Below are 24,100 nucleotides of genomic sequence, written 5' to 3'. Positions count from 1 at the left end.
GTGATGACCGGCGTGACCGCCGACGAGGCGATCTGGGGCCACCCGCTGGTCTCCCGCCTGCTGCGACTGTGCCGCCGCCTCCGTCGGGGGGACCAGCGGCGCCCCTGGCCTGCGGACGCGCTGCTGGTGCTGGCCGTGCTGCTGCTGTTCGGGCTGCCGGACCTGCTCCAGCACGGCGCCCGGCAGCCCAGCAGCGACCACGTCGACGGCCTGCCGCTCGGCCCGGCCGTGGCGCTGCAGCTGGGTCTGGCGCTGCCGCTGCTCTGGCGGCGGCGGTACCCGGTGCCCGTCTTCGCCGTCGTGGCCCTGGTCTTCACCGCCCAGTGGCTCGGCAATGTCTGGCTGCACACCGACGTCACGCTGTTCGTGGCGCTGTACAGCGTGGTGCGGCACGGCTCGCTGCGGCGGCTGCCGTGGGTCGGCGTGGCGACGGCGGCGGCCCTGCTGCTGGTGGTCGCCCGGGTGTCGGTGGTGGTCTCGCCGCTGGTCGCGCTGTTCTTCCTGTGCAGCGCGGCCACCGCCGGCGCCGCCCTGGGACTGGCGTTCCGGATCGGCACGGCCTACCTGGAGGCGCTGCGGGAGCGCGCCGCCCGCCTGGAGGTGGAGCGCGACCAGCGCAGCCGACTGGCCGCCGCCGCCGAGCGCACCCGGGTCGCCCGCGAGATGCACGACATCATCGGCCACAATCTGGCCGTCATCATCGGCCTCGCCGACGGCGGCAGCTACGCCGCCGTCACCTCGCCGCAGCGCAGCCAGGAGGCGCTGCGGCTGATCGCCGGAACCGGCCGCCAGGCCCTCGACGAGCTGCGCCGGATGCTCGGCGTCCTGCGCGAGGAGCCCTCCGCCGGCGCGCCGCCCGGGAGCGGCGGCGCCCCGGGGCAGCACGGGGGTCCGGAGCTCAGCCCGCAGCCGGGGATCGCCGACCTGGACGCCCTCTGCGCCCGGGTCCGCGCGGCCGGCCCCGAGGTCACCTACCGCAGCGCCGGCGACCTCGACTCGCTCGACCGGGGGCGGCAGCTGGTGGTGTACCGGATCGCCCAGGAGGCGCTCACCAACACCCTCAAGCACGCGGGAACCGCCACCAGGGCGCAGCTGACCGTGGCCGTCGAGGGCGGCGGCGAGGCCCCGCAGGTCCGGGTCCGGGTCGAGGACAGCGGCCGTCCGCAGGGCCGGCCGGAGGAGTCGCCGGACCTGTCCCGGAGCGGGCACGGGCACGGGCACGGGAGCGGCGACGGGGACGGCGCCGGGCAGGGCCTGGCCGGGATGCGCGAACGGACGGCCCTCTACGGCGGCTGGGTCACCGCCGCCCGGCGTCCGGGCGGCGGCTGGACGGTCGAGGCCGTGCTCAACCCGGCCCGCACCGCCTCGGCGGCGCCGTCGGGAGCGGCCTCGTGACCACCGTCCTCATCGTCGACGACCAGCCGTTGCAGCGGTTCGGCTTCCGGATGCTGCTGGAGAGCGCCCCGGGCACGCAGGTGGTGGGCGAGGCCGCGAACGGCGCCGAGGCGGTCCGCCAGGCCGCCGCGCTGCGCCCCGACGTGGTGCTGATGGACGTGCGGATGCCCGGCATGGACGGCATCGAGGCCACCCGCCGGATCGTCGCCTCCGGCGGCCGCTCCCGCGTCCTGGTGCTGACCACCTTCGACCTGGACGACTACGCCCACGCTGCGCTGCGGGCCGGGGCCAGCGGATTCCTGCTCAAGGACGCCCTGCCCGAGGAGCTGCTGGCCGGGATCCGGGCGGTGGCCGGCGGCGACGCCGTGATCGCCCCCGGCCTGACCCGCAGGCTCCTGGACGCCTACGCGCACCGCCTCCCCGGCGCGGCGCCGGAGTCCGCCCAGGACCACCCCCGGCTGCGGACGCTGACGGAGCGGGAGTACCAGATCCTGGTCGCCATCGGCCAGGGCTGGAGCAACGGCGAGATCGCGGCCCGGCTGGTGCTCTCGGAGAGCACCGTCAAGACCCATGTGGGCCGGGTGCTGGCCAAGATCGGGGCCCGCGACCGGATCCAGGCCGTGATCCTCGCCTACGACCTGGGGCTGGTCCGCCCGCACCCGGCCACCGACGGCTGATCGTTCACCGCACGTCACCACAGACCGTGCACCACTGACCACGAGAGGAAAGTTCATGCGAGGTTCGGCCAAGGCGTCGGCTCCCGGACGGGAGCCGCTGGCCGCCAAGGTTCCGGAGATCACCGTGCTGTTCTGGGTCGTGAAGATCCTGACCACCGGCATGGGCGAGGCGACGTCGGACTTCCTGGCGAACGGCAATCCCGCCGTGGCCGGGATCGTGGGCTTCGGCGGCTTCTGCTTCGCGCTGTGGCTCCAGTTCCGGGTCCGCCGCTACTACGCGGCGGTGTACTGGCTCGCCGCGGTGTCGGTCGCGGTCTTCGGGACCATGGTCGCCGACGGCGTCCACGTGGCCCTCGGCGTCCCCTACACCGGCACGGTGACCCTCTACGCCGTGGCGCTCGCGGCGGTGCTCCTCGCCTGGTACCGCAGCGAGGGGACGCTGTCGATCCACAGCATCACCACCCGCCGCCGGGAGGTCTTCTACTGGTGCACGGTCCTGGCGACCTTCGCGCTCGGCACCGCGCTGGGCGACTTCACCGCCTCCACCGTGGACCTGGGCTTCCTGGACTCGGCCATCGCCTTCACCGTGCTGATCGCGGTGCCGCTGGTCGCCTGGTGGAAGTTCCGGCTGAACGCGATCCCGGCGTTCTGGTTCGCCTATGTGGTCACCCGCCCGCTCGGCGCCTCCTTCGCCGACTACCTGGGCAAGCCCGGGTCCATCGGCGGCCTCGGCTTCGGTGACGGCACCGTGGCCGCGGTCGCCTCCGTGGCCATCGTCGCCCTGGTCGGATACGCGGTCGTCACCCGCAACGACGTCCAGCGCCCGCTCGCCGCCGCCCCGGCGCCGGTCATGGAGCACGATCCGGCAGCGGCCCGCCGGTAGCGGCCCGGCCGACACAAAGTTGAACATGTTCAAAAGTGGGTCCATGATGTCCCCATGACCGATGGGGAGCGGCTCCGCCGCGCGAGAATCTGGATCGTGCTGTTCATGATCGGCCTGGTGCTCGCCGGCATCACGGCCTTTCCGCTGGTGACCGAGTCGGGCTGGCTGGTGTGGTGGGCGACCGACCACCGGTCACCGCTCTCCGGCCTGGCCGGTCACCTGCCGTCGGCGGTCGCCTGGATACGCCGGGTCCACCAGGGCCTCCAGGTCACCTCGGCCGACTACCCCTTCCTGGCCTACGGGACCGACTGGCTCGCCTTCGCGCATCTGACCATCGCCGTCGCGTTCGTCGGGCCGCTGCGCGATCCGGTCCGCAACCTCTGGGTGCTGGACTTCGGGCTGATCGCCTGCGCCGGCGTCATCCCGCTCGCGCTGGTCTGCGGGCCGCTGCGGGGGCTGCCGCTCTGGTGGCTGCCCGTCGACATGTCCTTCGGCGTCCTCGGCGCGGTCCCGCTGTGGCTGGCCCGGCGTCAGATCCGCTTCGTGGAGCGCGCCTCGGCGGGCCTCCAGGCCGTCGCCGGCACCGCCCGGACGGGCTGAGCCCGGCTGCGGCGCTCCCGGGCCCGGGCCTGAGCACCCAGCCCGGTGGGCCGGACCGCGGCTGTCGGCGCGGTCCGGCCCCGGGTGACGCCGGGCCTGGTTCAGTGACGGAAGGACAGCAGGTAGCCGAGCTCGGGCGAGCCGAGACCGGTCACGTCGTTGTAGCCGGGCGTCGCCTTCAGCGTGTAGTCGGTGCCCAGGGTGAACAGCCACCCCTGCTGGACGCCGTTGGTGAGGCCGTTGTCGTAGGCGACGGCCCTGGTCCGGCCCCCGGGGTCGTCGGTGACGGTGTGGAAGCCCCGGGTGCCGAGCGCACGGTAGCGTGCGTAGATCTCCGGGTTGGCGAAGCCCAGCGGCCGGCCCGCGGCCTGCTGTGCGTCGGCCTGGACGCCGGAGAACAGCGGACAGGCGACGCTGGTGCCGCCGTAGCCCTGCTCGGCGAAGCCGGTGGTGCCGTCGGGGAGCTTCTGGGTGAAGCCGACCATGGTGGTCAGCAGCAGGTCGCCCTCCATGCCCACGTCCGGCACCTCGCGCATCGGCGCCGCCGCCGGCTCACCGTTCAGCAGGGTGTCGGCCAGCGCCGGGGGTACCACGCCCTTCTGGTAGTAGGGCTGGGCGAAGTCGGGGCTGGTGCCGCCGCCGCTGCCGAAGGTGAACGTGCCCGGCAGGCCGGACCAGGTGGTGCCGTTCAGCAGGTCGGCCTGCGAGTCGCCCATGCCGGTCTCGAACTCGTAGTTGCCGTGCTTGCCGATGCCGATGGCGCTGGCGCCGACCGCGGTCACCCACGGGTCCTCGGCCGGGAACATGGTCTGCGGCTCGGAGGAGTACGCGTCGCAGTTGACGCCGCCGGCCACGATCGCCGGCGCCTGGGTGCTGCAGTCGCCCGAGGAGAAGTTGAAGCCGATGCCCTCGGTCGCGCCCTGCTCGAACTCCTGGGTGTACTCCTGCTCGGTCGAGGCCGGGGTGTTGCCGTTGGTGTCGTAGATGTCCTCGGCGAAGGAGTCGGAGACCACGTCGGCCAGGTGGTTGTCGACGATGTCGGCCTCGGCGGCGATCAGGTCGCTGTCGAAGCACGAGTTCGCGCCGACGTAGACGACCTTGGCCCCGGGGGCCATGGTGTGCACCTCCTCCACGTCGAGCGACTCCTCCGGCGTCCAGTCGCCGCAGGCGGACTGGTTCTGCCAGGCGGACGGGGTGACCACCTGGCTGAACTGGCCCGGCTTGAAGGTCGGGAAGTGATTGGCGGCGTCGAACTCCACCACGTCCGAGGCGATGGTGGGCGAACCGTACGCGTCGACGACCGCGACCGTCACGCCCTTGCCGGTCAGCCCGCTGGCGCCGGTCCGGTAGGCGTCCTGGAGCTGCTTCGGCAGGTAGCCGCACATGGGGCTCGGCGCCTGGTGGCCGTAGGCCGACGGCAGGTCGGTCGGGGCGCTCTGGTCGTAGTAGGTGGTGCACGGCTCGACGCCGATGTACGGAACCCCGTTGGGCCCGGTGGTCAGCTTGCCGGTGCCCGGGGCGACCACCGGTACGGCCGTGGAGCTCTCCACCCGCGGCGCGTCGTCGAGGCCGGCCACGCCGAGCACGTCCGGGGCGACCGCGTTCGGCACCACGGCCGAGTGCTGGGGCGCGTAGTAGGTGTGCCCCGACACCGCGTAGTCGTCGAGCGGGGTTCCGAAGGCCGCCCGCACCGTCGCGGGACTGCCGGTGGCGGAGATGTACTGCTCGGTGTCGGCGGTGACCCGCATCCCCGCACCGGCCAACCAGGCCTTGACGGCCGACTGCTGGCCGGCGGTGGGGCCGAAGCGCGCGTCCTGCGCGGCGGGGGTGAGGTAGTGGCGGTACAGGGAACTGGTCGGGTCGGAGACCTCGCTCGCGTAGGCGGCCAGGCCGCCCGGGTCCCGCGAGGTCAGATAGACCTCGACCGACACCCCGGTTCCGGCCGGGGTGGCGCCGCGAACCGCTTGCGGGGTCGCCCAGTTCGGCACGGATCCGCCGAGCGGGCTGCTGCCCGCGGGCGCGGCGCCCGCCGCGGTGGCAGTCGCCGGGGCGACGCCGATGAGGCTCAGCGAGACCGCCGCAGCCAGCGTGGCCGTCGCCGCCGTCCAGGTGCTCAGCGCTCGTGGTCGGCTTCTTGCAGGCATGGTTCTCCATGTCTCCCGCGGGCCCGGGTCTTCCGCAGGGCATTGTCGTCGTGCCGCTGTGGAGTCGCGGCGGATGGCCGCAGCCCCGACCGTCCGCGCGTGGTGGACGCGCGGGACCTGCGTCGAGGTGCTGCGTTGCGGTGCCGCGCTGAACCCGAGTAGGCAACGCCACGGTCTCCGGGGCGTCCTGATCTGCGATGACCTGCGCCGCTGCCCGAGCCCCCGGCGCATCAGCCATCGCACATGTCACATATAATATTTCACTATTCACAATGCCGTCCAGTACCCCGCAGTGCCGGGCCGTCCCCTGAGGAACCGTCACTTCTGTTGGCCCGAAAGCGCTCAGGACGCGGGGACCACCGCCGCGGCGCCGCCCGCGCTCAGCACCCTGACAGTGTGCGGCCCCCTCCCGCAGCGGGGCGGGAGGGGGCCGGGCGGGAGGGGGCCGGGGCGGAAGAGCCGGGGGCTACGCCTCCAGGCCGACCTCCTGCTCCAGTTCCGGCTCGGCCTCGGCCGGGGCGTCCGTCGGGATCACGTCGCCCAGTTGGTTCCGCAGCAGCCAGTAGCCGGCAGCGGCTGCCGTACCGGCCACCGCGCACCCGGCCCAGAGGGTGTCGGCGCCGAAGCTGTCGATCAGGATGCCGCCGAGCAGCGGTCCCGCGAAGGTCGCACCGGCCCACGCCAGGGAGTAGACGCCCTGGTAGCGCCCGCGGGCGTGGATCGGGGAGAGTGCGGCGGCGAGCGCCATGCTGGTGGGATTGTGCATGATCTCGCCGAGGGTCCAGACGCACACGGTCAGGATGTAGACCGGGACCGAGTGGGCGAGGGCGGTGAGTCCGAAGCCGAAGCCGGTGAGCAGGGAGGCCACGACCAGGATGGTGATGGGCTTGGCCTTCCGCAGCCCCCTGTTCACCGGGATCTGGGCGAGGACGACCACCAGTCCGTTCATGCTGATGACCACGCCGTAGTCGGCACTGGAGAAGCCCTCCTTTCCCATGGTGACGGGCAGGGAGGTGGTGTACTGCATGAGGACCATGGCGACCAGGAAGGCCAGGCCCACGACCGCCATGAACTTGGTGTCGCGGAGCACGGTGCCGAGTCCGACGGAGGGAGCGCCGGCCGAGTCGGCCTTCGCGGCGTCGGCCGGGTCGCCGGCCGCGGCGGGCACGCGCTCCGGCCGGGTCTCGGGGACCTTGAAGAAGATCACAACTGCGCACACCAGTACGGACACCGCGTTGCCGAGGAACAGCAGCAGATAGCCGTGCTCGGCGATCAGCCCGGCGGCGGCCGACGCCACGCCGAAGCCGATGTTGACGGCCCAGTAGTTGAGGGAGAACGCGCGGACCCGGTCCTCCTGCGGCACCAGGTCAGCGATGATGGCCTGGATGCAGGGCCTCGCCGCGTTGGCGGCGACCCCGAGCACGCAGACCAGCACCGCGATGAGGGCGGGCTCCCGCACGAAGCCGAGCACCGCCATCGCCGCCGCGGTTGCGAGTTGGGAGATCAGCAGGGTGGGGCGGCGGCCGACCCGGTCCGCCAGCACGCCGGCCAGCACCGAGGCGACCGCCCCACCGGCCCCGTACAGGGCGGCGACCAGGCCCGCGAAGGCCGCGGAGAGACCGCGGTCCGCCGTCAGGTAGAGCGCCATGAAAGTGGTGACGAATCCACCGAGTCGGTTGATCAGTGTGCTCGTCCACAGCCACCAGAACTCGCTCGGCAGGCCGGACATCGCACCCTTCACGGCTCGCGACACGGATGTCGGGCTGGGCAGGGCGAACACAGGACCCCCTCAGTAGTACTGCACGGTCGCCGAGAAGTGTAAGCAGTGAACAAGGCCGTTGTATATTACTCTTCGCGTTCGATGAGGCAGCGACCATGGCAGACGGACCGTCAGACGGGGCGGAGTCGGGGCCAGGACCGGGACAGCCACCTTGAGGCCGAAGGCTGATGAGGGCCCATCAGGCTGCGGTGAACCGGTCCCGCACCATGACGCCCGCACCATGAGGCCCCACCATGACGCCCGCGCCGACGGGTTGGCCACCGGCGGAGGAGCAAAGCGGTACCGAGCACTCCTCATGACAAACAATCAGCCAACCCGCGCCGTCCGGCCGCTCACCCCGCCGCGCAAGGTCGTACCCGCTCCGCACCGGGCCGCCGGCCCCGCCGTCGGGCCCGTCCGGCCCGGCAGCCGGTGATCAAACCGGACATTCCCGGAACACTCGGAGGCGCTGCAACACCCCTGCCATGAACGGAAGTCTTTTTTCACCGGCGCCCGGCCTCACGGTTCGCACACCGGGTGGACACAAATCCGCCAACAAACCGGAAAATTGAGCGGATTGTCCATTTGGTCGCTTTTGGTCATGTCCAGATCAAGCCATTCAAGCCTTCGTCGCCGCCATTGATGCTGGCCATAGAACCGACCCGGGTGATAGCGTCTCGGCGAGCGGCCAGTAAATGTCCTGGTAAACGTCCGTCATTCGGGGGTTTTGCGATATGACTGCACCGAACGAATTACTTCAAACCGCTAGTCTCGACTATTCCGAGAATGGCTGGCACAGGTCGCCCACTTCACTCGGCGGACCCAGTCTCGAAAAGCTCCGGGAAAGCATCGACCGAATGAGCCGGGAAATTCGCCCGGAGGTCGTCCTCGAAGCCGACGGAAAAACGGTCCGCGCAATTCACGGGTGTCACCTCTTTGATCAGGTATGTGCCCGACTGGTCGCGCTCCCGCTCCTGGCCGGACTGGCGGAGGAGCTCCTTGAGGAGCCGGTGTACGTCTACCAGTTCAAGGTCAACCTCAAGCAGCCGCACGACGGTGCGGCGTGGCCGTGGCACCAGGACTTCGCCTTCTGGGCGAAGGAGGACGGCATGGAGAAACCCCATGCCGTGACCGTTGCCGTCCTGCTCGACGACACGCACGAGGCCAACGGCCCGCTCCAACTACTCCCGGGTACACACGTTCTGGGGCTCGTCGAAGCCGACGGCGCCACGGCTGCCGAGCCGAGCGGGGACTGGCGCCGGCACGTGTCCGCGACCCTTGAGCACACCGTGCCGACGGAAAAGGCCGAAGAGCTGGCGGAGAAGTACGGGAGGGAACTCGGGGTGGGCCCGGCCGGGTCCGTCTTCGCTTTCCATCCAAGCATCGTTCACTCCTCGTCCGACAATCTGTCACCCGATCGTCGTGCGCTTCTGCTCATCACCTACAACGCGGTCAGCAATGCACCCGATATTTCTCGGCGGCCGGAGTTCCTGGTCAGTCGGGACACCACCCCGGTCGTTCCGGTCGAGAACGACGTTCTCTAAGTCATCGGGGGATGACAGTGATTTACAACTCGATTCTGGAGACCACGGGCCACACCCCCGTGGTCAGGCTGCGCACCCTTAGCGCATTCGCCTCCGAAATTCTTATAAAGCTCGAATCCTTCAATCCCGGGGGAAGCATCAAGGACCGCGCGGCGGTCTCGATGGTCACCGGAGCGGAGCGTGACGGGCGGCTGAAGCCGCACGGCACGATCATCGAGTCGACGTCCGGAAACCTGGGCAAGTCGCTGGCGCTGATCGGCGCGACGCGCGGCTACCGGGTCATCCTGGTCATCGATCCCAAGGCGCCCAGAAGCATGGTCGACTTCGCCACCGCGCTCGGTGCCGAGATCGAGATGGTGGACACGCCCGACGAGTCGGGTGGCTACCAGCGGCCGCGCATCGAGCGGGTCCAGCAGTTGCTGTCGGTGACTCCCGACGCGTTCTGGCCGGATCAGTACAACAACCCGGACAACGTCAGGGCCCACTTCGAGCTCACCAGTCGCGAACTCCTGAACGACGTACCGGAGTTCGACGCTTTGGTGACCGCGGTCAGCACCGGTGGCCACATCAGCGGACTGTCGGCGGCCGTGAAGCAGGCGCTGCCCGACGCGATCACCGTCGGTGTGGACGCCGCAGGGTCGGCCGCGTTCGGGTACCCGTTCGCCAAGTACTCGATGCGCGGTCTCGGTCTGGCCTGGAAGCCCGGCAACCTCGACCACTCCGTGGTGGACCGGGTCCACCTGGTCGCGGACTACGAGGGCATCGCCACCATGCGCGTCCTGGCCAGGAACGAGGGCCTGCTGGTCGGCGAGTCCGCCGGCGCCGCGGTGTTCGCCGCCGTGCACCACGCCTACCGGTACCCCGGCAGCCGGATCGTCGTCATGGCGGCCGACGGCGGCGTCAACTACCTCGGCGAGTCCTTCCATCCCGACTGGCTGCGGGCCGACGGTCTCGCCGACAAGATCGAGGCCGCCGGGATCACCACCCCGGAGGGGCTCGTCGCCGCCGCCTCCCGCCCGACCAACGAGCAGGTGCCCACCGAGTACGGGCTCCGGACCGCCACGCTCGCCAACGACTGAACGATCAAAGGGTTTTCGGACAGCACATGGCAATCGTTTTTCTTGAGGCAAACTCAACAGGGACCACGTCCGACGCGATCAGGCTGGCGACCCGGCGCGGCTACCGCACCGTCTTCGTCACCATGCAGCGCGGGTTCTACGAGACGCTCCCGGACAACCCGCTGGACCTCTGCGACACGGTGGTCACCTGTGACACCTACAACGTGGCCGAGATCCTGCGCGCCCTCCGCAACGAGGACGTGGAAGCGGTCATCTCCTTCGACGACTACCACCTGGTGACGGCCGCGCTCTGTGCCATGGCACTCGGCCTGCCGCACGCCGATGTGTCCGGGCTGGTAGCTGCCCGGTACAAGGACGTCGCCCGGGAGTTGACCAGGGACCTGCCCGGCGGGATCTGGACCCTGACGGTCCCCGAGGAGGAGCTCGACGAGGTCGACCTCGACTCACTCCCCTACCCGGTCATCGTCAAGCCCGTGGACGAGAGCGGCAGCGTCTCGGTGCAGCTGTGCCGGACGCCCGCCGACGTCGTCTCGTGCACCGAGCGCTACCGCAGCCATGTGGTGAACGTCCGGGAGTACAAGCCGGTCCGGGCCGTGCTGTTCGAGGAGTTCATCGACGGCGACGAGTACAGCTGCGAGCTGTACTGGCAGGCCGGGCACGGGTGGCGCGTGGCCGGCCTCACCAGGAAGTTCCTGGGAGACCCGCCGAACTTCGTCGAGCGCGGCCACATCTTTCCCGCGCCGCTCCCCGAGCAGCAGGCGAAGGAGGTCGGCGAGCAGGTGGTCGGCTGGGTCGAGGCCACCGGGCTGCGCTGCGGAGCGGCCCATGTGGAGCTGCGGATCAACGACAGCGGCCCGCACCTGATCGAGATCAATCCCCGGCTGCCCGGCGGTCACATCACCCAGCTGGTCGCCTGGTGCACGGGGATCGACCTGGTCGCGCACTACCTCGACTTCCACCTGCACAAGACGGAGCCGCAGCAGCGCTCGGCGCCGGAGTTCGCCGCGGCCTCCAGCAGGTTCGTCCTGCCGGACGAGGTCGCGGACGGCAAGACGCACGAGGACGTCCACGAGTCCTTCACCCGGCTGCCCACCTTCCGGCGCGGCCGGGTGCAGCCCGGCGCGCTGTCGTCCGACCGCACGGCGCAGACCAACTACGACCGAATCGGATACGTGCTGCTGGCGGGGCCCGACCCGGCCGCGATCAGCACCGACCTCGATGTGCTAGCGCAAGACCTGCGCAGCTGAACCCGTACGACTCGAAGGGGAGTTGAACCGTGGGCTACAAAGTTCTCGTGCTGATATCGCACATGCAGCAGTGGCGTCTCGACAACCAGTCCATCATGCCGAACGGGCTGTTCCGGGCCGGTCACGAGGTGCACCTGGCCGACATCGAGACGCTGGGCATCAAAGAGGGCACCGTGGTGTGCGACATGTTCCAGGCCGACCGGGAGTACTTCGACGGCATGCCGTTCCCGGAGGAGCGGCTGGAACAGGCCAGCTGCGAGGACTTCGATCTGGTCTGGCTGCTCACCAGCCCGCACCCGAACCTCTTCCTGGAGACCTACCAGCTGCTCTGGGTGCTCAACCAGCGGGTCACCTTCGTCAACGACGCGGCCGGGGTGCTGTTCCTGAACAGCAAGACCTGCCTGCCCGGCGGCGTGCCGCGCGACCACCTGCCCACCACCTACGTCTCGAACAGCTTCAAGGAGCTGAACAAGGTGGTGACCGACGATCCCGAGACCGCGTGGATCATCAAGCCGGGCAACGAGGGCTGCGGCGCCGACATCTACTACGTCAACGCCCGGGAGAAGAACTTCCGCGCCCTGCTGCAGTCGGCCACCGGCAACGAGGTGTCGCGGTACGAGAACTACGGCCGGCAGAACATCGGCCTGTCCCGCAACTACATCACGATGCAGGAGTACGTCCCCAACGTCGTGGAGAACGAGCAGCGCGTCCTGATCGCCGGTGGCGTGCCGGTCTGCGGCTTCCGCCGGTTCCACAACGGCGACGACCACCGGGCCAACGCCACCCTGGGCAACGGCTTCGCCGACATGGAGCTCACGCCGGAGGAGGACGCGTTCTGCCGCGAGCTCGGCGAGTCCCTGATGCGCCAGGGCATCTACTTCGCCGGCATCGACCTGGCCTTCCCCTACGTCCTCGAGCTGAACCTGGAGAACCCGGGTGCGACCAAGTGGACGATGCTGGCGACCGGGGTCGACAAGACCCCGGAGGTCCTGGACCACCTGCTGGCAGCCCTGGTGCGCGACGGCCGCCTGAAGGCGCTGTCGGCATGACGCGCGCCGAGGAGCAGGCCACCCTGCTCGCCCCCGAACTGACGGACAGCTGGGGCAAGTACCAGGAGACGGTGGGCCTAGAGACGGCGCGGAAGGACGCGGACGCCTTCGCGGCGGGCATCTACCGCAAGGGCTGGCCGCACATCTTCCCGCCGCCGCTCTTCTCCACCGGGTTCGTCGACGAGCTCTCCTACGCCGCCCGGACCGTGGTCGGCCTGCTGCAGGCCATCCCGGAGCGGGTGTTCGGCGGCGACATCGCGGCCTGGATGGAGTTCCAGGGGCTCGCCCGCGAGGAGTCGGACCTGCTGACCCGGTCGCTGAACAAGCGCAACCTCCACATGGCCAGCCAGTTCGCCCGCCCCGACTTCGTGCTCACCACCAGCGGTCCCAAGGTGGTCGAGGTCAATGTCTCGGCGCCGCTGGGCGGGATGAACACCGTCGACCCGTATGTGCAGCAGTTCCGTGGCTCCGGCTACTTCCAGTACCTCCAGGAGGCGGGCTACGACGTCTCGGCCCCCGAGATGCGGAGCATCTGGGGCCAGGCCTTCCAGTCCCTGGTGCGGCCGCGGGAGTCCGCCGGCCGGCCCGTGGTGTTCGAGGCCATCGCGGACAGCGCCGACATCAACTCGGGCCGCCAGGCCTTCGAACGGCTGGTCGGCTCCTTCGGGTTCGGCTACGCCAACGGCCTGGTGCAGGATCTCGACGTCCGGGCCGACGGCGTGTACTACGAGGGCCGGCGCGTCGACGTCGTGTTCACCATGTACACCTGGCTGGAGACCCGGAAGTTCGTCCCCGCCGAGGTCACCGTCGGACTGATGGAGGCGGACGCAGCGGGGCTGGTGGACTTCATCGCACCGCCGACCAGCGCGCTGTTCGACAACAAGGCCAATCTGGAGCTGCTGACCTCGGACTCCTTCGCGGAGAGCTTCACCGAGGCCGAGCGGGAGTTCGTCCGGCGGTACATCCCCAGGACGTTCCGGGTGACCGAGGCCACGGCTGCCGAGGCCATCGCCCACCGGAGCCGGATGGTGCTCAAGCCGGGCTCCGACTACGGCGGCCGGGGCATCGTCTTCGGGGACCAGGTGTCGGACGAGGAGTGGACCGCGGCCATCGGCGCCGCGGCGGCCGAGTCGGGCTTCATCTGCCAGCAGCGGCTGGACCAGCTGTGGACCAGCCGGGCCTTCAACGGCGCCGAGTACCGCGACTACTACGTCTGTCTCGGCCCACTGGTGTTCGGCGGCGAGTACGCCGGCACCTTCGTCCGCCAGGCCGACACGGCGAGCGGCAACCTCGTGATCAACGTCAAGCAGGGGGCGGAGGCCGGCGGACTGCTGGCCGGTCACGCGGCAGCCGTCTGAGGAAGCTCCTGAGCCCGTCCGGGCGTCCGTGGGCGGACGCCCGGACCAGGTGCACGTCGAACCACCAGCAAATCTCTTGGAGAGACTGAAAGATGATCGTGAGTTCGGTTCAGGGGTCCTTCCGGGAGCAGGCACAGCGCACGCCCGACGCCGTGGCGGTGCGGTGCGCGGGCCGCAGCCTCACCTACCGGGAGCTGGACGACCGGGCGAATCGGCTGGCCCATCGGCTGATCGCCGAGGGGGCGGGTCCCGAGCGTCCGGTGCTGGTACTGACGGACCGCTCGGTCGACCTGGTCGTCGGACTGCTGGCCATCCTCAAGTCGGGCTCGTACTACCTGCCGCTGCACACCGCCTACCCCCAGGACCGGATGCAGTGGATCGCCGAGGAGTGCCGGGCCTCCGTGCTGCTGGCCGACACCACGATGCGGGACCGCTGGCTGCCGGAGGTCCCGGTGACCGTCCTGGTGGACGATCCGGAGGCGGTCGCGGACGCCCCGGCCACCGACCCGGACCTCCCCGCCCACCCCGACCAGCTCGCCTACGTGATGTTCACCTCGGGCTCCACCGGCACGCCCAAGGGCGTGGCGATCACCCAGCAGGACGTCGTCGACCTGGTCGACGACGGCATGTTCGCGGCTCCCGGCGCCCACGACCGGGTGCTGCTCCTGGCCTCCTACGCCTTCGACCCCTCGACCTACGCGATCTGGTACCCGCTGCTGCACGGCGGCACGGTGGTGATCGCCGCGGAGTCCGAACTCACGGTGGACCGCCTCGCCCGGCTCTTCGGCGAGGAGCGGATCACCGGCGCGGACATCACGGCCGGACTGTTCCGGTTGATCGCCGAGGAGCACCCGGAGTGCTTCGCCGGAGTCCGCGAGGTCATCACCGGCGGTGACGTCATCTCCGCCGCCGCCGTGCGCCGGGTGCTGGAAGCATGCCCGGACACCATCGTCCGCGGCGCCTACGGCCCCACCGAGACCACCCTCTTCGCCTCGCAGTCGCCGTGGACGGTGGCCGCGTCGGTGCCCGACCAGGTGCCGATCGGCCGTCCGCTGGACGGGATGCGGGCATACGTCCTGGACGACGCCCTGACCCCGGCCGGCACCGGGGTGACGGGTGAGCTCTACCTGGCCGGAGCCGGACTGGCCCGTGGCTACCTCAACCGTCCCGGGCTCTCGGCCGAGCGCTTCGTCGCGGACCCCTTCGGTCCGGCCGGCACCAGGATGTACCGCACCGGGGACCTGGCCCGCTGGAGTGCCGACGGGCTGATCGACTTCGTCGGCCGGGTGGACAACCAGGTCAAGATCCGCGGCTTCCGGGTGGAGCCCGGCGAGGTCGAGTCCGCGCTCGCCGCCTTCCCCGGCCTCCGTCAGGTCGCGGTGGCCGTTCGCGAGGACCGGCCGGGCGACAAGCAGCTGGTCGCGTACATCGTCGCGCAGGAGGACTCCCCCGCCGACGTCGATGCGGTCCGCGACCACCTGGCGCAGCAGCTGCCCGCCTACATGGTCCCCTCCGCCATCGTCGCCATCGACCGGCTGCCGCTGACCGCCAACCACAAGGTCGACTACCGTGCCCTGCCCGCCCCGCGCCAGGAGGCCGCCCCGGCCGGCGGCCGGTCGCCGCGCAACCGGCGCGAGGAGGAGCTCTGCAGCCTCCTCGGTGACGTTCTCGGGGTCGCCGGGCTCGGCATCGACGACGACTTCTTCCAGCTCGGCGGCCACTCGCTGCACGCGACCAGGCTGGTCAGCCGGATCCGCTCGGCGTTCGGCGTCGACCTGGGCGTGGCGGCGGTCTTCGGGAACCCCACGGTGGCGGCGCTGGCCGAGCTGGTGGAGGACGCCCCGACCGCGCGACCGGCACTGCGGCCGGCGGACCGGGGCGGGCGGGTCCCGCTGTCGGCGGCCCAGTACCGCCTCTGGTTCTTCAGCCGGCTGCAGGGCGGCTCCGCGGCCTACAACCTGCCGATCGCGGTCAGGCTGCGGGGAGAGCTGGACCGGACCGCCCTGGAGGCCGCCCTGGGCGATCTCCTGGCCCGGCACGAGAGCCTCCGCACCGTCTTCCCCGAGTACGAGGGCACGCCCCACCAGCTCGTGCTGCCGGTGGAGCAGGTCCGTCCGGCGCTGCCGCTGGAACGGGTCGAGGACCTTCCCGCCGCGCTGCGGGCGGCCGCGCTGGCGCCCTTCGACCCGACCACCGACGTGCCGGTGCGGGCCAGGCTGTTCGCGGCCGGGCCCGACGAGCACGTGCTGCTGCTGACGATGAACCACATCGGCAGCGACGGCTGGTCGATGGAGCCGCTGACCCGCGACCTGAACGAGGCCTATGCGGCACGCCTGGCCGGGCGGGCGCCGGACCGGGCGCCGCTGCCGGTCCAGTACGCGGACTACACCCTGTGGCAGCGCGCCCTGCTGGGCTCCGAGCAGGACCGGGAGAGCCTGGCCTCGCGCCAGTTGGACTTCTGGCGGACCGCCCTGGACGGCTCCCCCGAGGAGCTGGAACTCCCCTTCGACCACGCCCGCCCCCCGGTGACCAGCCACCGGGGCGGCGCCGTGCCGCTGGTGATCGGTCCCGAGCTGCACGACCTGATCGGCCGGCTCAGCCGGGCGACGGGCACGACGGTGTTCATGGTGCTGCAGGCCGCCGTGGCCGCCCTGCTGACCAGGACGGGCGCCGGCACGGACATCCCGATCGGCAGCACGATCGCCGGGCGCAACGACTCCGCCCTGGAGCAGCTGATCGGCTTCTTCGTCAACACCCTGGTGCTGCGCACCGACACCTCGGGCGACCCCACCTTCCGCCAGTTGCTGGGCCGGGTCCGGCAGACCGACCTGGCCGCGTACGAGCACCAGGACGTGCCCTTCGAGCAGGTCGTGGAGGCGGTGAACCCGAGCCGCTCGCCGGCGCTCCACCCGCTCTTCCAGATCATGCTGGTGCTGGAGAATCCCGGCGGCTACCGCTTCTCGCTCCCGGGGCTGGAGGCCGAGTCCGAGGAGCTGGGCACCGACACCGCCAAGTTCGACCTGCTGTTCAGCTTCACCGAGCAGTACGGCCCGGACGGCTCGGCGGCCGGGATCACCGGCCGGCTGGAGTTCACCACCGACCTCTTCCTGGCGACCACCGCCGAGCTGCTGGCGCAGCGCCTCCGGATCCTGCTGGCCGATGCGGTGGCCGAGCCCGACCGGCGGCTGTCCGAGGTGGAGCTGTTCCTCGACGGCGAGCGGAGCCGGGTGCTGACCGGCTGGAACGCCACCCGGGTGGAGCTCCCCGACGCCTCGCTGCCGGAGCTGGTCCAGCGGCAGGTCGGCCGCACCCCCGGCGCCACGGCGGTCTCGGCCCAGGAGGGCGAGCTCTCGTACGCGGAGCTGAACGAGCGGGCGAACCGGCTGGCGCACCTGCTGCTGTCCCGCGGTGTCGGACCGGGCGACCACGTCGGCGTGGTGCTGCCCCGCGGCACCGGTCTGATCACGGCGTTCCTCGCCGTCCTCAAGGCGGGGGCCGCCTATCTGCCCATCGACCCCGGATATCCGCAGGACCGCGTCCGCTTCATCCTGGACGACGCCCGGCCCGCGCTGGTGCTGACCACCGAGGCCGCCGCCGGGGCCCTGACCGGGGAGGTCCTGGCGCTGGACGCCCCCTCGGTGGGCGCGGAGCTGGCGGCGTCCCCGGAGCACGACCCGCGCGACGCCGACCGGCCGGCTCCGCTGACCCGGGAGACCCCGAGCTACGTCGTCTACACCTCGGGCTCCACCGGGCGCCCCAAGGGGGTCGTGCTCCCGGCGCGGGTCCTGGTCAACCTGCTCGCCTGGAGCACCTCCGTGGTCCCGGTCCAGCCGGGCTCCCGGGTGTCCCAGTTCAGCGCGGTCAGCTTCGACGTGTCCGAGCACGAGATCCTCTCCGCGCTGCTGACCGGCGGGACCCTGTGCGTGCCCGACGAGGAGACCCGGCTCGACCCGGCCAAGCTCGCCGAGTGGCTGGACCGCGAGCGGATCACCGAGTTCCACGCCCCCGACCTGGTGATCGCGGCCGTCTACGAGGCCGTCCTGGAGCAGGGGCTGAAGCTGGACGCCCTGCGGAACGTGCTCCAGGCCGGCGAGTCGCTCCAACTGACGCCCGCCGCGGTCGACTTCCACTCGGCCCGGCCGGAGCTGCTGCTGCACAACCACTACGGCCCCTCCGAGACCCATGTGGTCACCGGCGCGACGCTGCCGACCGCGGTGGACGCGTGGCCGGTCACCGCGCCGCTGGGCACACCGATCTGGAACACCAGGACCTATGTCCTGGACGACCGGATGCACCCGGTCCCGGTCGGGGTGGTCGGCGAGCTGTACCTGGCCGGCGACTGCCTGGGCCACGGGTACCTCAACCGGCCCGGGTTGACCGCGCAGCGGTTCGTCGCCGACCCGTTCGGCGCCCCCGGCGACCGGATGTACCGCAGCGGCGACCTGGTCCGGTGGCGGTCCGACGGAACCCTGGAGTTCCACGGACGCGCCGACGACCAGGTGAAGATCCGGGGCATCCGGGTCGAGCTCGGGGAGCTCAACTCGGTGATCGCGGGCCATCCCGGGGTGGCCCGGGCGGCGACGGTGCTGCGCGAGGACCGGCCGGGCGACAAGCGCCTCGTCGCCTACGTGGTGGCCCAGGCCGGGGAGCAGCTCCCGCCCGCCGACGAGCTGCGCCGCCATGTCGCGGCCGCCGTGCCCGAGGCCCTGGTCCCGGCCGCGTTCGTCGCCCTGCCGTCCTTCCCGCTGACGCCCAACGGCAAGCTCGACCGGAGGGCGCTGCCCGCGCCCAGCTACACGGGAGTGTCGGTCAGGGGGCCGCGCACGCCCACCGAGCAGGTGCTGTGCGGACTGTTCGCGGAGATCCTGGGCGCGGCGGCCGTGGGCATCGACGACGGCTTCTTCGCCCTGGGCGGTCACTCGCTGCTGGTCACCCGGCTGGTGAACCGGGTGCGCTCGACCCTGGGCCTGGAACTGCCGGTGCGCGCCGTGTTCGAGGCGCCGACCCCGGGCGAGCTGGCGCGGCGGCTGGACGCCGCGGGCACGGCACGGCCGGCGCTGGCGGCGATGGAGCGCCCGGCCGAGGTGCCGGTGTCCTACGCCCAGCAGCGGCTGTGGTTCCTGGGCCAGTTGGAGGGGCCCGGGGCCACCTACAACCTGCCGGTGGCCTACCGCGTCTCCGGCCGGATCGACGCGGACACTCTGGAGCGTGCGCTGGGCGATGTGGTCGAGCGTCACGAGAGCCTCCGCACGGTCTTCCGTGACCACGGGGGCCGGGTGGTCCAGGTCGTCCTGGAGCCGGCTCCGGTCGCCCTGCACCGGGCCGACTGCACCGAGCAGCAGCTGCCCGAGGTGCTGAAGGCCCTCGGCGGCCACCCGTTCGACCTCTCGGCGGAGCTGCCGGTCCGGGGCACCCTGGTCTCCCTGGGCGCGGACGAGCACGTGCTGCTGGTGCTCTTCCACCACATCGCCGGAGACGGCGTGTCCAGGCGGCCGCTGGGCGCCGACCTCAGTACCGCCTACCGGGCCCGGCTGGACGGCCGGGCGCCGGAGTGGGCCCCGCTGCCGGTGCAGTACGCGGACTACACCCTCTGGCAGCGGGAGCTGCTGGGCAGTGAGGAGGACCGGGGCAGCCTGATCTCGGCGCAGCTGGACCACTGGCGGACCGCCCTCGCCGACCTGCCCGAACTGATCGAGCTGCCGACCGACCGGCCCCGTCCGGCCGAGGCGAGCAACCGCGGCGACCTGCTGGAGTTCCAGCTCGGCCGGGAGCTGCGCGATGCCCTGGTCGGCCTGGCCGGGGAGTCGGGGGCGACGGTGTTCATGGTGGTCCAGGCGGCGCTGGTGGCGCTGCTGTCCCGGCTGGGGGCCGGGACCGACATCGTGCTGGGCACACCGGTGGCCGGACGTCCGGACGCGGGGCTGGACGATCTCATCGGGTTCTTCGTGAACACCCTGGTGCTCCGGACCGACGTCTCCGGCGACCCCTCGTTCCGCGAGCTGATCGGCCGGGTGCGCGAGACGGACCTGGCGGCGTTCGCGCACCAGGACGTGCCGTTCGAGCGGCTGGTGGAGGTCCTCAACCCGGTGCGGTCGATGTCCAGGCACCCGCTCTTCCAGGTGATGCTCTCGGTCGACGACGCGGCTGCGGCGGGCGAGGTCGAGCTGCCGGGCGCGACCGTGGTGCCCTTGGAGAGCGGCGCGGACACCGCGAAGTTCGACCTGTCCTTCTCGTTCACCGACCACGGTCAGGCCTTCGACTGCAGCGTGGAGTTCGCGGTGGACCTGTTCGACCGCGACTCGGTCGAGGTGCTGGTGGCCCGGTTGCAACGGCTGCTGGCGGCCGTGACCGCCGACCCGGACGCCCCCGTCGGCAGCTGGGAGGTGCTCTCGGCCCAGGAGCGCCGGCGGCTGCTGGTCGAGTGGAACGCGACCGACGCCGAGGTGCGGGAGACCACCCTGCCGGAGCTGTTCGAGGCGCAGGTCCGGCGGACACCGCAGGCGCCGGCCGTCCGCTTCGCGGGCACCGTCCTCAGCTACGCGGAGCTGGACGCGCGGGCCAACCGGCTCGCCCGGCTGCTGATCGCCAGCGGCGCGGGGCCCGAGTCCTTCGTCGCCCTGTCGCTGCCGCGTTCGGCGGAGATGATGGTCGCGCTGCTCGCCGTGCTGAAGTCGGGGGCCGCGTACCTGCCGGTGGACCCGGGCTACCCGGCCGACCGGATCGCCTTCATGCTGGAGGACGCCAGGCCCGCGCTGACCCTGACGAGCAGTGTGGTCGCCTCGGTGCTTCCGGCCGGGGCGACGCCGGGCAACCGGATCCTGCTGGACGCCCCCGAGGTGCAGGAACGGCTGCGCGGCCTGCCGGACACCGCGCCGACGGACCGGGACCGGCTCGCCCCGCTGCTCCCGGCGAACGCGGCGTACGTGATCTACACCTCGGGCTCCACCGGCCGCCCCAAGGGCGTGGTGGTGCCGCATCGGAACGTCGCCGACCTGGCCGCCTGGGCGGGCCGCGACATCGGCCCGCAGCGGCTCTCGCAGGTACTGGCGGCCACCTCGCTCAACTTCGACGTCTCCGTCTTCGAGATGTTCGGCCCGCTGCTCAGCGGTGGCTGCATCGAGGTCGTCCGCGATGTGCTGGCGCTGCTGGAGAACCCGGACGGGTGGAGCGGAAGCCTCGTCAGCGCGGTGCCCTCGGCGATGTCCCAGATGATCGGCCAGGGCCGGGGCGTCGTCACCGCGGACATGGTGGTGCTGGCGGGCGAGGGCCTGTCCGCGCACGCGCTGAACACCATCCGGGCGGCGGTGCCGGGCAGCCGGATCGCCAACATCTACGGACCCACCGAGGTCACCGTCTACGCGACCGCCTGGTACACGGACGAGGAGGCCCAGGGCGCACCGCCGATCGGCCGGCCGATCCGGAACACCCGGGCGTACGTCCTGGACGCGGCGCTGCAACCGGTGCCGCCCGGGGTGGCCGGCGAGCTGTACCTCGCGGGACCCGGCCTGGCGCGGGGGTACCTGAACCGCCCCGGTCTCACCGCGGAGCGCTTCACGGCGGATCCCTTCGGTCCGGCCGGCAGCCGGATGTACCGGACCGGCGACGTCGTGCGCTGGACGGCCGCGGGCGAGATCGACTACCTCGGGCGCACCGACAGCCAGGTCAAGGTCCGCGGCTTCCGGATCGAGCTGGGCGAGATCGAGGCGGTGCTGGCCCGGCACGAGGGGCTGGCCCAGGTGGCCGTCGTCGTCCGCGAGGACCAGCCGGGCGACCAGCGGATCGTCGGCTACGCGGTGCCCAGCGGGACCGCCGAACTCCGGACCTCCGAGCTGCGGGAGCTGGCCGCCGCCGAGCTGCCCGAGTACATGATCCCGTCGGCGTTCGTCCTGCTGGACGCGCTGCCGCTGAACCCGAGCGGCAAGCTCGACCGGCGGGCGCTGCCGGCCCCCGACTTCGCCGCGCTGTCGGCCGGCCGGGGTCCGCGCACCGAGCAGGAGCGACAGCTCTGCGCGATGTTCGCGGAGGTGCTGGGACTCGACCGGGTCAGCATCGACGACAACTTCTTCGCCCTGGGCGGGCATTCGCTCCTGGTGACCCGGCTGGTCAGCCGGATCCGCACGGAGCTGGGGGGCGACCTTCCGGTCAGGGCCGTGTTCGACGCCTCGACCGTCGCCGCACTGGCCGAGCGGCTGTCCGGCGCGGACGGCGAGGCCGCCGCCGGCGGCCTGCGACCGCTGCTGCCGCTGCGGCCGACCGGTGGACGCCCGCCGCTGTTCTGCATCCACCCCGGCCTCGCGGTGAGTTGGGGCTACGCCAACCTGCTCCCGCACCTCCCGGCGGAGGTGCCGGTGTACGGGCTGCAGGCCCGTGGGCTGAACGGCACGGACCGACTGCCGGACCGGGTCGAGGAGATGGCCGCGGACTACCTCGACCAGATCAGGTCGGTGCAGCCGACCGGCCCCTACCGGCTGCTCGGCTGGTCGTTCGGCGGCATGGTCGCGCAGGCGATCACCGCCCTCCTGCAGGCCCGGGGCGAGCGGGTGGAACTGCTCGCCGTACTGGACGCCCACCCCGACTGGACCGGTGCTCCGGTCCCCGCGACCGAGGACGGCGCGGACGAGGGCGGGTTGATGGCCGAGGTGCTCGAAGGGCTCGGCATCCTGCCGGACGGTGAACCGGACCAGGGCCTGTCCCGGGCGCAGTTCCTGGAGACCCTCCACAAGACCTACCCCGAGCTGTCCGACATGGACGCCGGGACCTCCGACGCCCTGGTGGACGTCCTGCTCAACAGCCAGCGGCTCGGCGCCCGGTACCGGGCGCCCGGCCTCGACGGCGACGTGCTGCTGTTCGTCGCCGAGCGCACCCCGTCCTCGGAGTCCCTGCCGGACGAGTGGCGGCGGCAGGTGACGGGCGCCGTCGAGGTCCACCGCCTGGACTGCGAGCACGTGGAGATGACCACCCCGCGGGCGGCGGCCGCGATCGGACACGTGCTCACCGAACGGCTCCTCGACGAAACCGGAAACCGATGACAGCGCACCTCACGGACGCCGGGACGCGGTCCGACGACGGCGGGACCGGCGGCGAGCCGCCGCGGCAGAGCTTCTGGGTCGCCCGCGGGCTGGTCCCCGAGCGCGGCCCCCGGCGCACCCTCGCGCTGGCGAGCTTCGTCCGGCAGATCGGCAACGGTCTGTTCATGATCAGCGCCGCGATCTTCTTCACCCGCTCGGTCGGCCTCTCGGTGACCCAGGTCGGGGTCGGGATGGGCGTCGCCGCCCTGGCCGGGCTGCTGGCCGGGATCCCGATCGGGCATGTCGCCGACCGGCGCGGGCCGCGCCGGACCTACCTGGTCACCCTGTCCGTCGAGGCCCTGGCGATGGCGGCGCTGGTGCTGGTCCACTCCTTCTGGATCTTCGTGCTGGTCATCGCGCTGACCCAGGTCGCCGCCTCGTCCAGCGAGGCGGCCCGCGGGCCGCTGATCCGCGGCTTCGCCGGTCCCGACCCGGTCCGGTACCGGTCCTATCTGCGCGCGATCGGCAACCTGGCCGGCGGCACCAGCGCCATCGCGGCCGGAGTCGCGGTGCAGATGGACACCCGCGCCGCCTATCTGGCCCTGGTGCTGGGCAACGCCCTGTCGTTCGCGGTGAGCGCGGCCGTGGTCCTCCGGCTGCCGACCCTGCCGCCGGTGCAGGCGCCGCCCGACAGCGACCGGTGGATCGCACTGAAGGACGCCCCGTTCGTGCTGGTGACCGTGCTCGACGGCATCATGTCGATCCAGGGCTACGTCCTGGTCTTCGCCCTGCCGTTGTGGATCGTCGACCACAGCCACGCGCCCAGGTGGCTGGTCGGCGCGAGCGCCGTGCTGAACACCGGCCTGGTGGTGCTGCTCCAGGTCAGGGCGAGCCGTGGGATCGACACCACGTCCGCCGCCGGACGCGCGATGCGCCGCGCCGGGGTGGTGTTCCTGGTCGGCATGGTCCTGATCGCCGTGACCGCGGGGATGCCCGGCTGGCTGGCCGCGGTGCTGATCGTGACCGGGGTGGTGGTGCACACCTTCGGCGAACTCTGGGTCTCCGCGGCCTCGTTCGAGCTGAACTTCTCGCTCGCGCCCGCCCATGCGCAGGGGCAGTACTCGGGGCTGTTCGGGCTCGGCCCGGGGTTCGCGAGCGCCGGCGCGCCGTCCGTCCTGGGTCTGCTCTGCATCACCTGGGGTGCGCCCGGCTGGCTGGTGATGGGGGCGGTGTTCCTCCTCGCCGGACTGGCGATGCCCCTGGTCGTGCGCTGGGCCGAGCGGACCCGTCCGATCTACCACGTTCTCGGTGAAGCCTGATGCACCGCCGTTCCGCACCCGACCGAACCACCCGTGAA

13 protein-coding genes are annotated in these 24,100 nt (G+C 71.7%); 11 read left to right on the top strand and 2 right to left on the bottom strand.

The window, feature by feature from the left end:
* Window positions 1-3: 3 nt before the first annotated feature.
* From BS75_RS33255 to BS75_RS33240, 4 genes are read left to right on the top strand one after another with little or no spacing between them, the layout of a single operon-like run.
* Window positions 4-1,395: a sensor histidine kinase gene (locus BS75_RS33255; RefSeq protein ID WP_034090875.1), complete on the top strand. Its 1,392-nt coding sequence runs from the start codon at window positions 4-6 to the stop codon at window positions 1,393-1,395.
* Entirely contained in the window at window positions 1,392-2,072 is a 681-nt protein-coding gene (locus tag BS75_RS33250; RefSeq protein WP_034090874.1) for a response regulator, read from the top strand. The genes BS75_RS33255 and BS75_RS33250 overlap by 4 nt, the downstream gene beginning before the upstream one ends.
* 55 nt (window positions 2,073-2,127) lie before the next feature.
* Window positions 2,128-2,955, top strand: a complete 828-nt coding sequence (locus BS75_RS33245) for a COG4705 family protein (RefSeq protein WP_042438326.1) — start codon at window positions 2,128-2,130, stop codon at window positions 2,953-2,955.
* A 54-nt stretch (window positions 2,956-3,009) separates the two neighbouring features.
* On the top strand, window positions 3,010-3,555 hold the full coding sequence (locus BS75_RS33240; RefSeq protein ID WP_034090873.1) for a hypothetical protein: 546 nt from the start codon (window positions 3,010-3,012) through the stop codon (window positions 3,553-3,555).
* A 101-nt stretch (window positions 3,556-3,656) separates the two neighbouring features.
* Here the strand turns inward: BS75_RS33240 and BS75_RS33235 are convergent, their stop codons facing one another.
* Together BS75_RS33235 and BS75_RS33230 are read right to left on the bottom strand one after the other, a co-directional pair.
* Entirely contained in the window at window positions 3,657-5,699 is a 2,043-nt protein-coding gene (locus tag BS75_RS33235; protein ID WP_042438324.1) for a S53 family peptidase, read from the bottom strand.
* 466 nt (window positions 5,700-6,165) lie between these two features.
* A complete protein-coding gene (locus BS75_RS33230) occupies window positions 6,166-7,452 on the bottom strand; it encodes an MDR family MFS transporter (protein WP_034094276.1) in 1,287 nt (428 codons plus the stop codon).
* Between the two features lie 740 nt (window positions 7,453-8,192).
* On the opposite strand from BS75_RS33230, the gene BS75_RS33225 reads away from it, so the two are divergent.
* The 7 genes from BS75_RS33225 to BS75_RS33195 all read left to right on the top strand — a co-directional run bounded on the left by BS75_RS33225 (window position 8,193) and on the right by BS75_RS33195 (window position 24,062).
* Window positions 8,193-9,002: a phytanoyl-CoA dioxygenase family protein gene (locus BS75_RS33225; protein WP_034090872.1), complete on the top strand. Its 810-nt coding sequence runs from the start codon at window positions 8,193-8,195 to the stop codon at window positions 9,000-9,002.
* Window positions 9,003-9,013: 11 nt separating this feature from the next.
* On the top strand, window positions 9,014-10,081 hold the full coding sequence (locus BS75_RS33220) for a PLP-dependent cysteine synthase family protein (RefSeq protein ID WP_081982865.1): 1,068 nt from the start codon (window positions 9,014-9,016) through the stop codon (window positions 10,079-10,081).
* Between the two features lie 26 nt (window positions 10,082-10,107).
* Window positions 10,108-11,328: an ATP-grasp domain-containing protein gene (locus tag BS75_RS33215; protein ID WP_081982863.1), complete on the top strand. Its 1,221-nt coding sequence runs from the start codon at window positions 10,108-10,110 to the stop codon at window positions 11,326-11,328.
* A 47-nt stretch (window positions 11,329-11,375) separates the two neighbouring features.
* Window positions 11,376-12,377 carry an ATP-grasp domain-containing protein gene (locus BS75_RS33210; RefSeq protein WP_231607963.1) on the top strand — a complete coding sequence of 334 codons (1,002 nt, stop codon included), beginning with the start codon at window positions 11,376-11,378 and terminating at the stop codon, window positions 12,375-12,377.
* Window positions 12,374-13,735 carry a hypothetical protein gene (locus BS75_RS33205; protein ID WP_034090869.1) on the top strand — a complete coding sequence of 454 codons (1,362 nt, stop codon included), beginning with the start codon at window positions 12,374-12,376 and terminating at the stop codon, window positions 13,733-13,735. Before BS75_RS33210 ends, BS75_RS33205 begins: the two co-directional genes overlap by 4 nt.
* A gap of 92 nt (window positions 13,736-13,827) precedes the next feature.
* Complete coding sequence (locus BS75_RS33200; RefSeq protein WP_052070014.1) at window positions 13,828-22,764, top strand: non-ribosomal peptide synthetase; 8,937 nt, start codon at window positions 13,828-13,830, stop codon at window positions 22,762-22,764.
* The gene (locus tag BS75_RS33195) at window positions 22,761-24,062 is read left to right on the top strand and encodes an MFS transporter (protein ID WP_081982860.1); all 1,302 of its coding nucleotides are present in this window, start codon (window positions 22,761-22,763) and stop codon (window positions 24,060-24,062) included. The genes BS75_RS33200 and BS75_RS33195 overlap by 4 nt, the downstream gene beginning before the upstream one ends.
* The last annotated feature ends 38 nt before the right edge of the window (window positions 24,063-24,100 follow it).

This window comes from Streptacidiphilus albus JL83 (genome assembly GCF_000744705.1).
Classification (GTDB): domain Bacteria; phylum Actinomycetota; class Actinomycetes; order Streptomycetales; family Streptomycetaceae; genus Streptacidiphilus; species Streptacidiphilus albus.
Note: the sequence above shows the minus strand (reverse complement) of the source record. Positions and strands in the feature narration are given on the sequence as shown.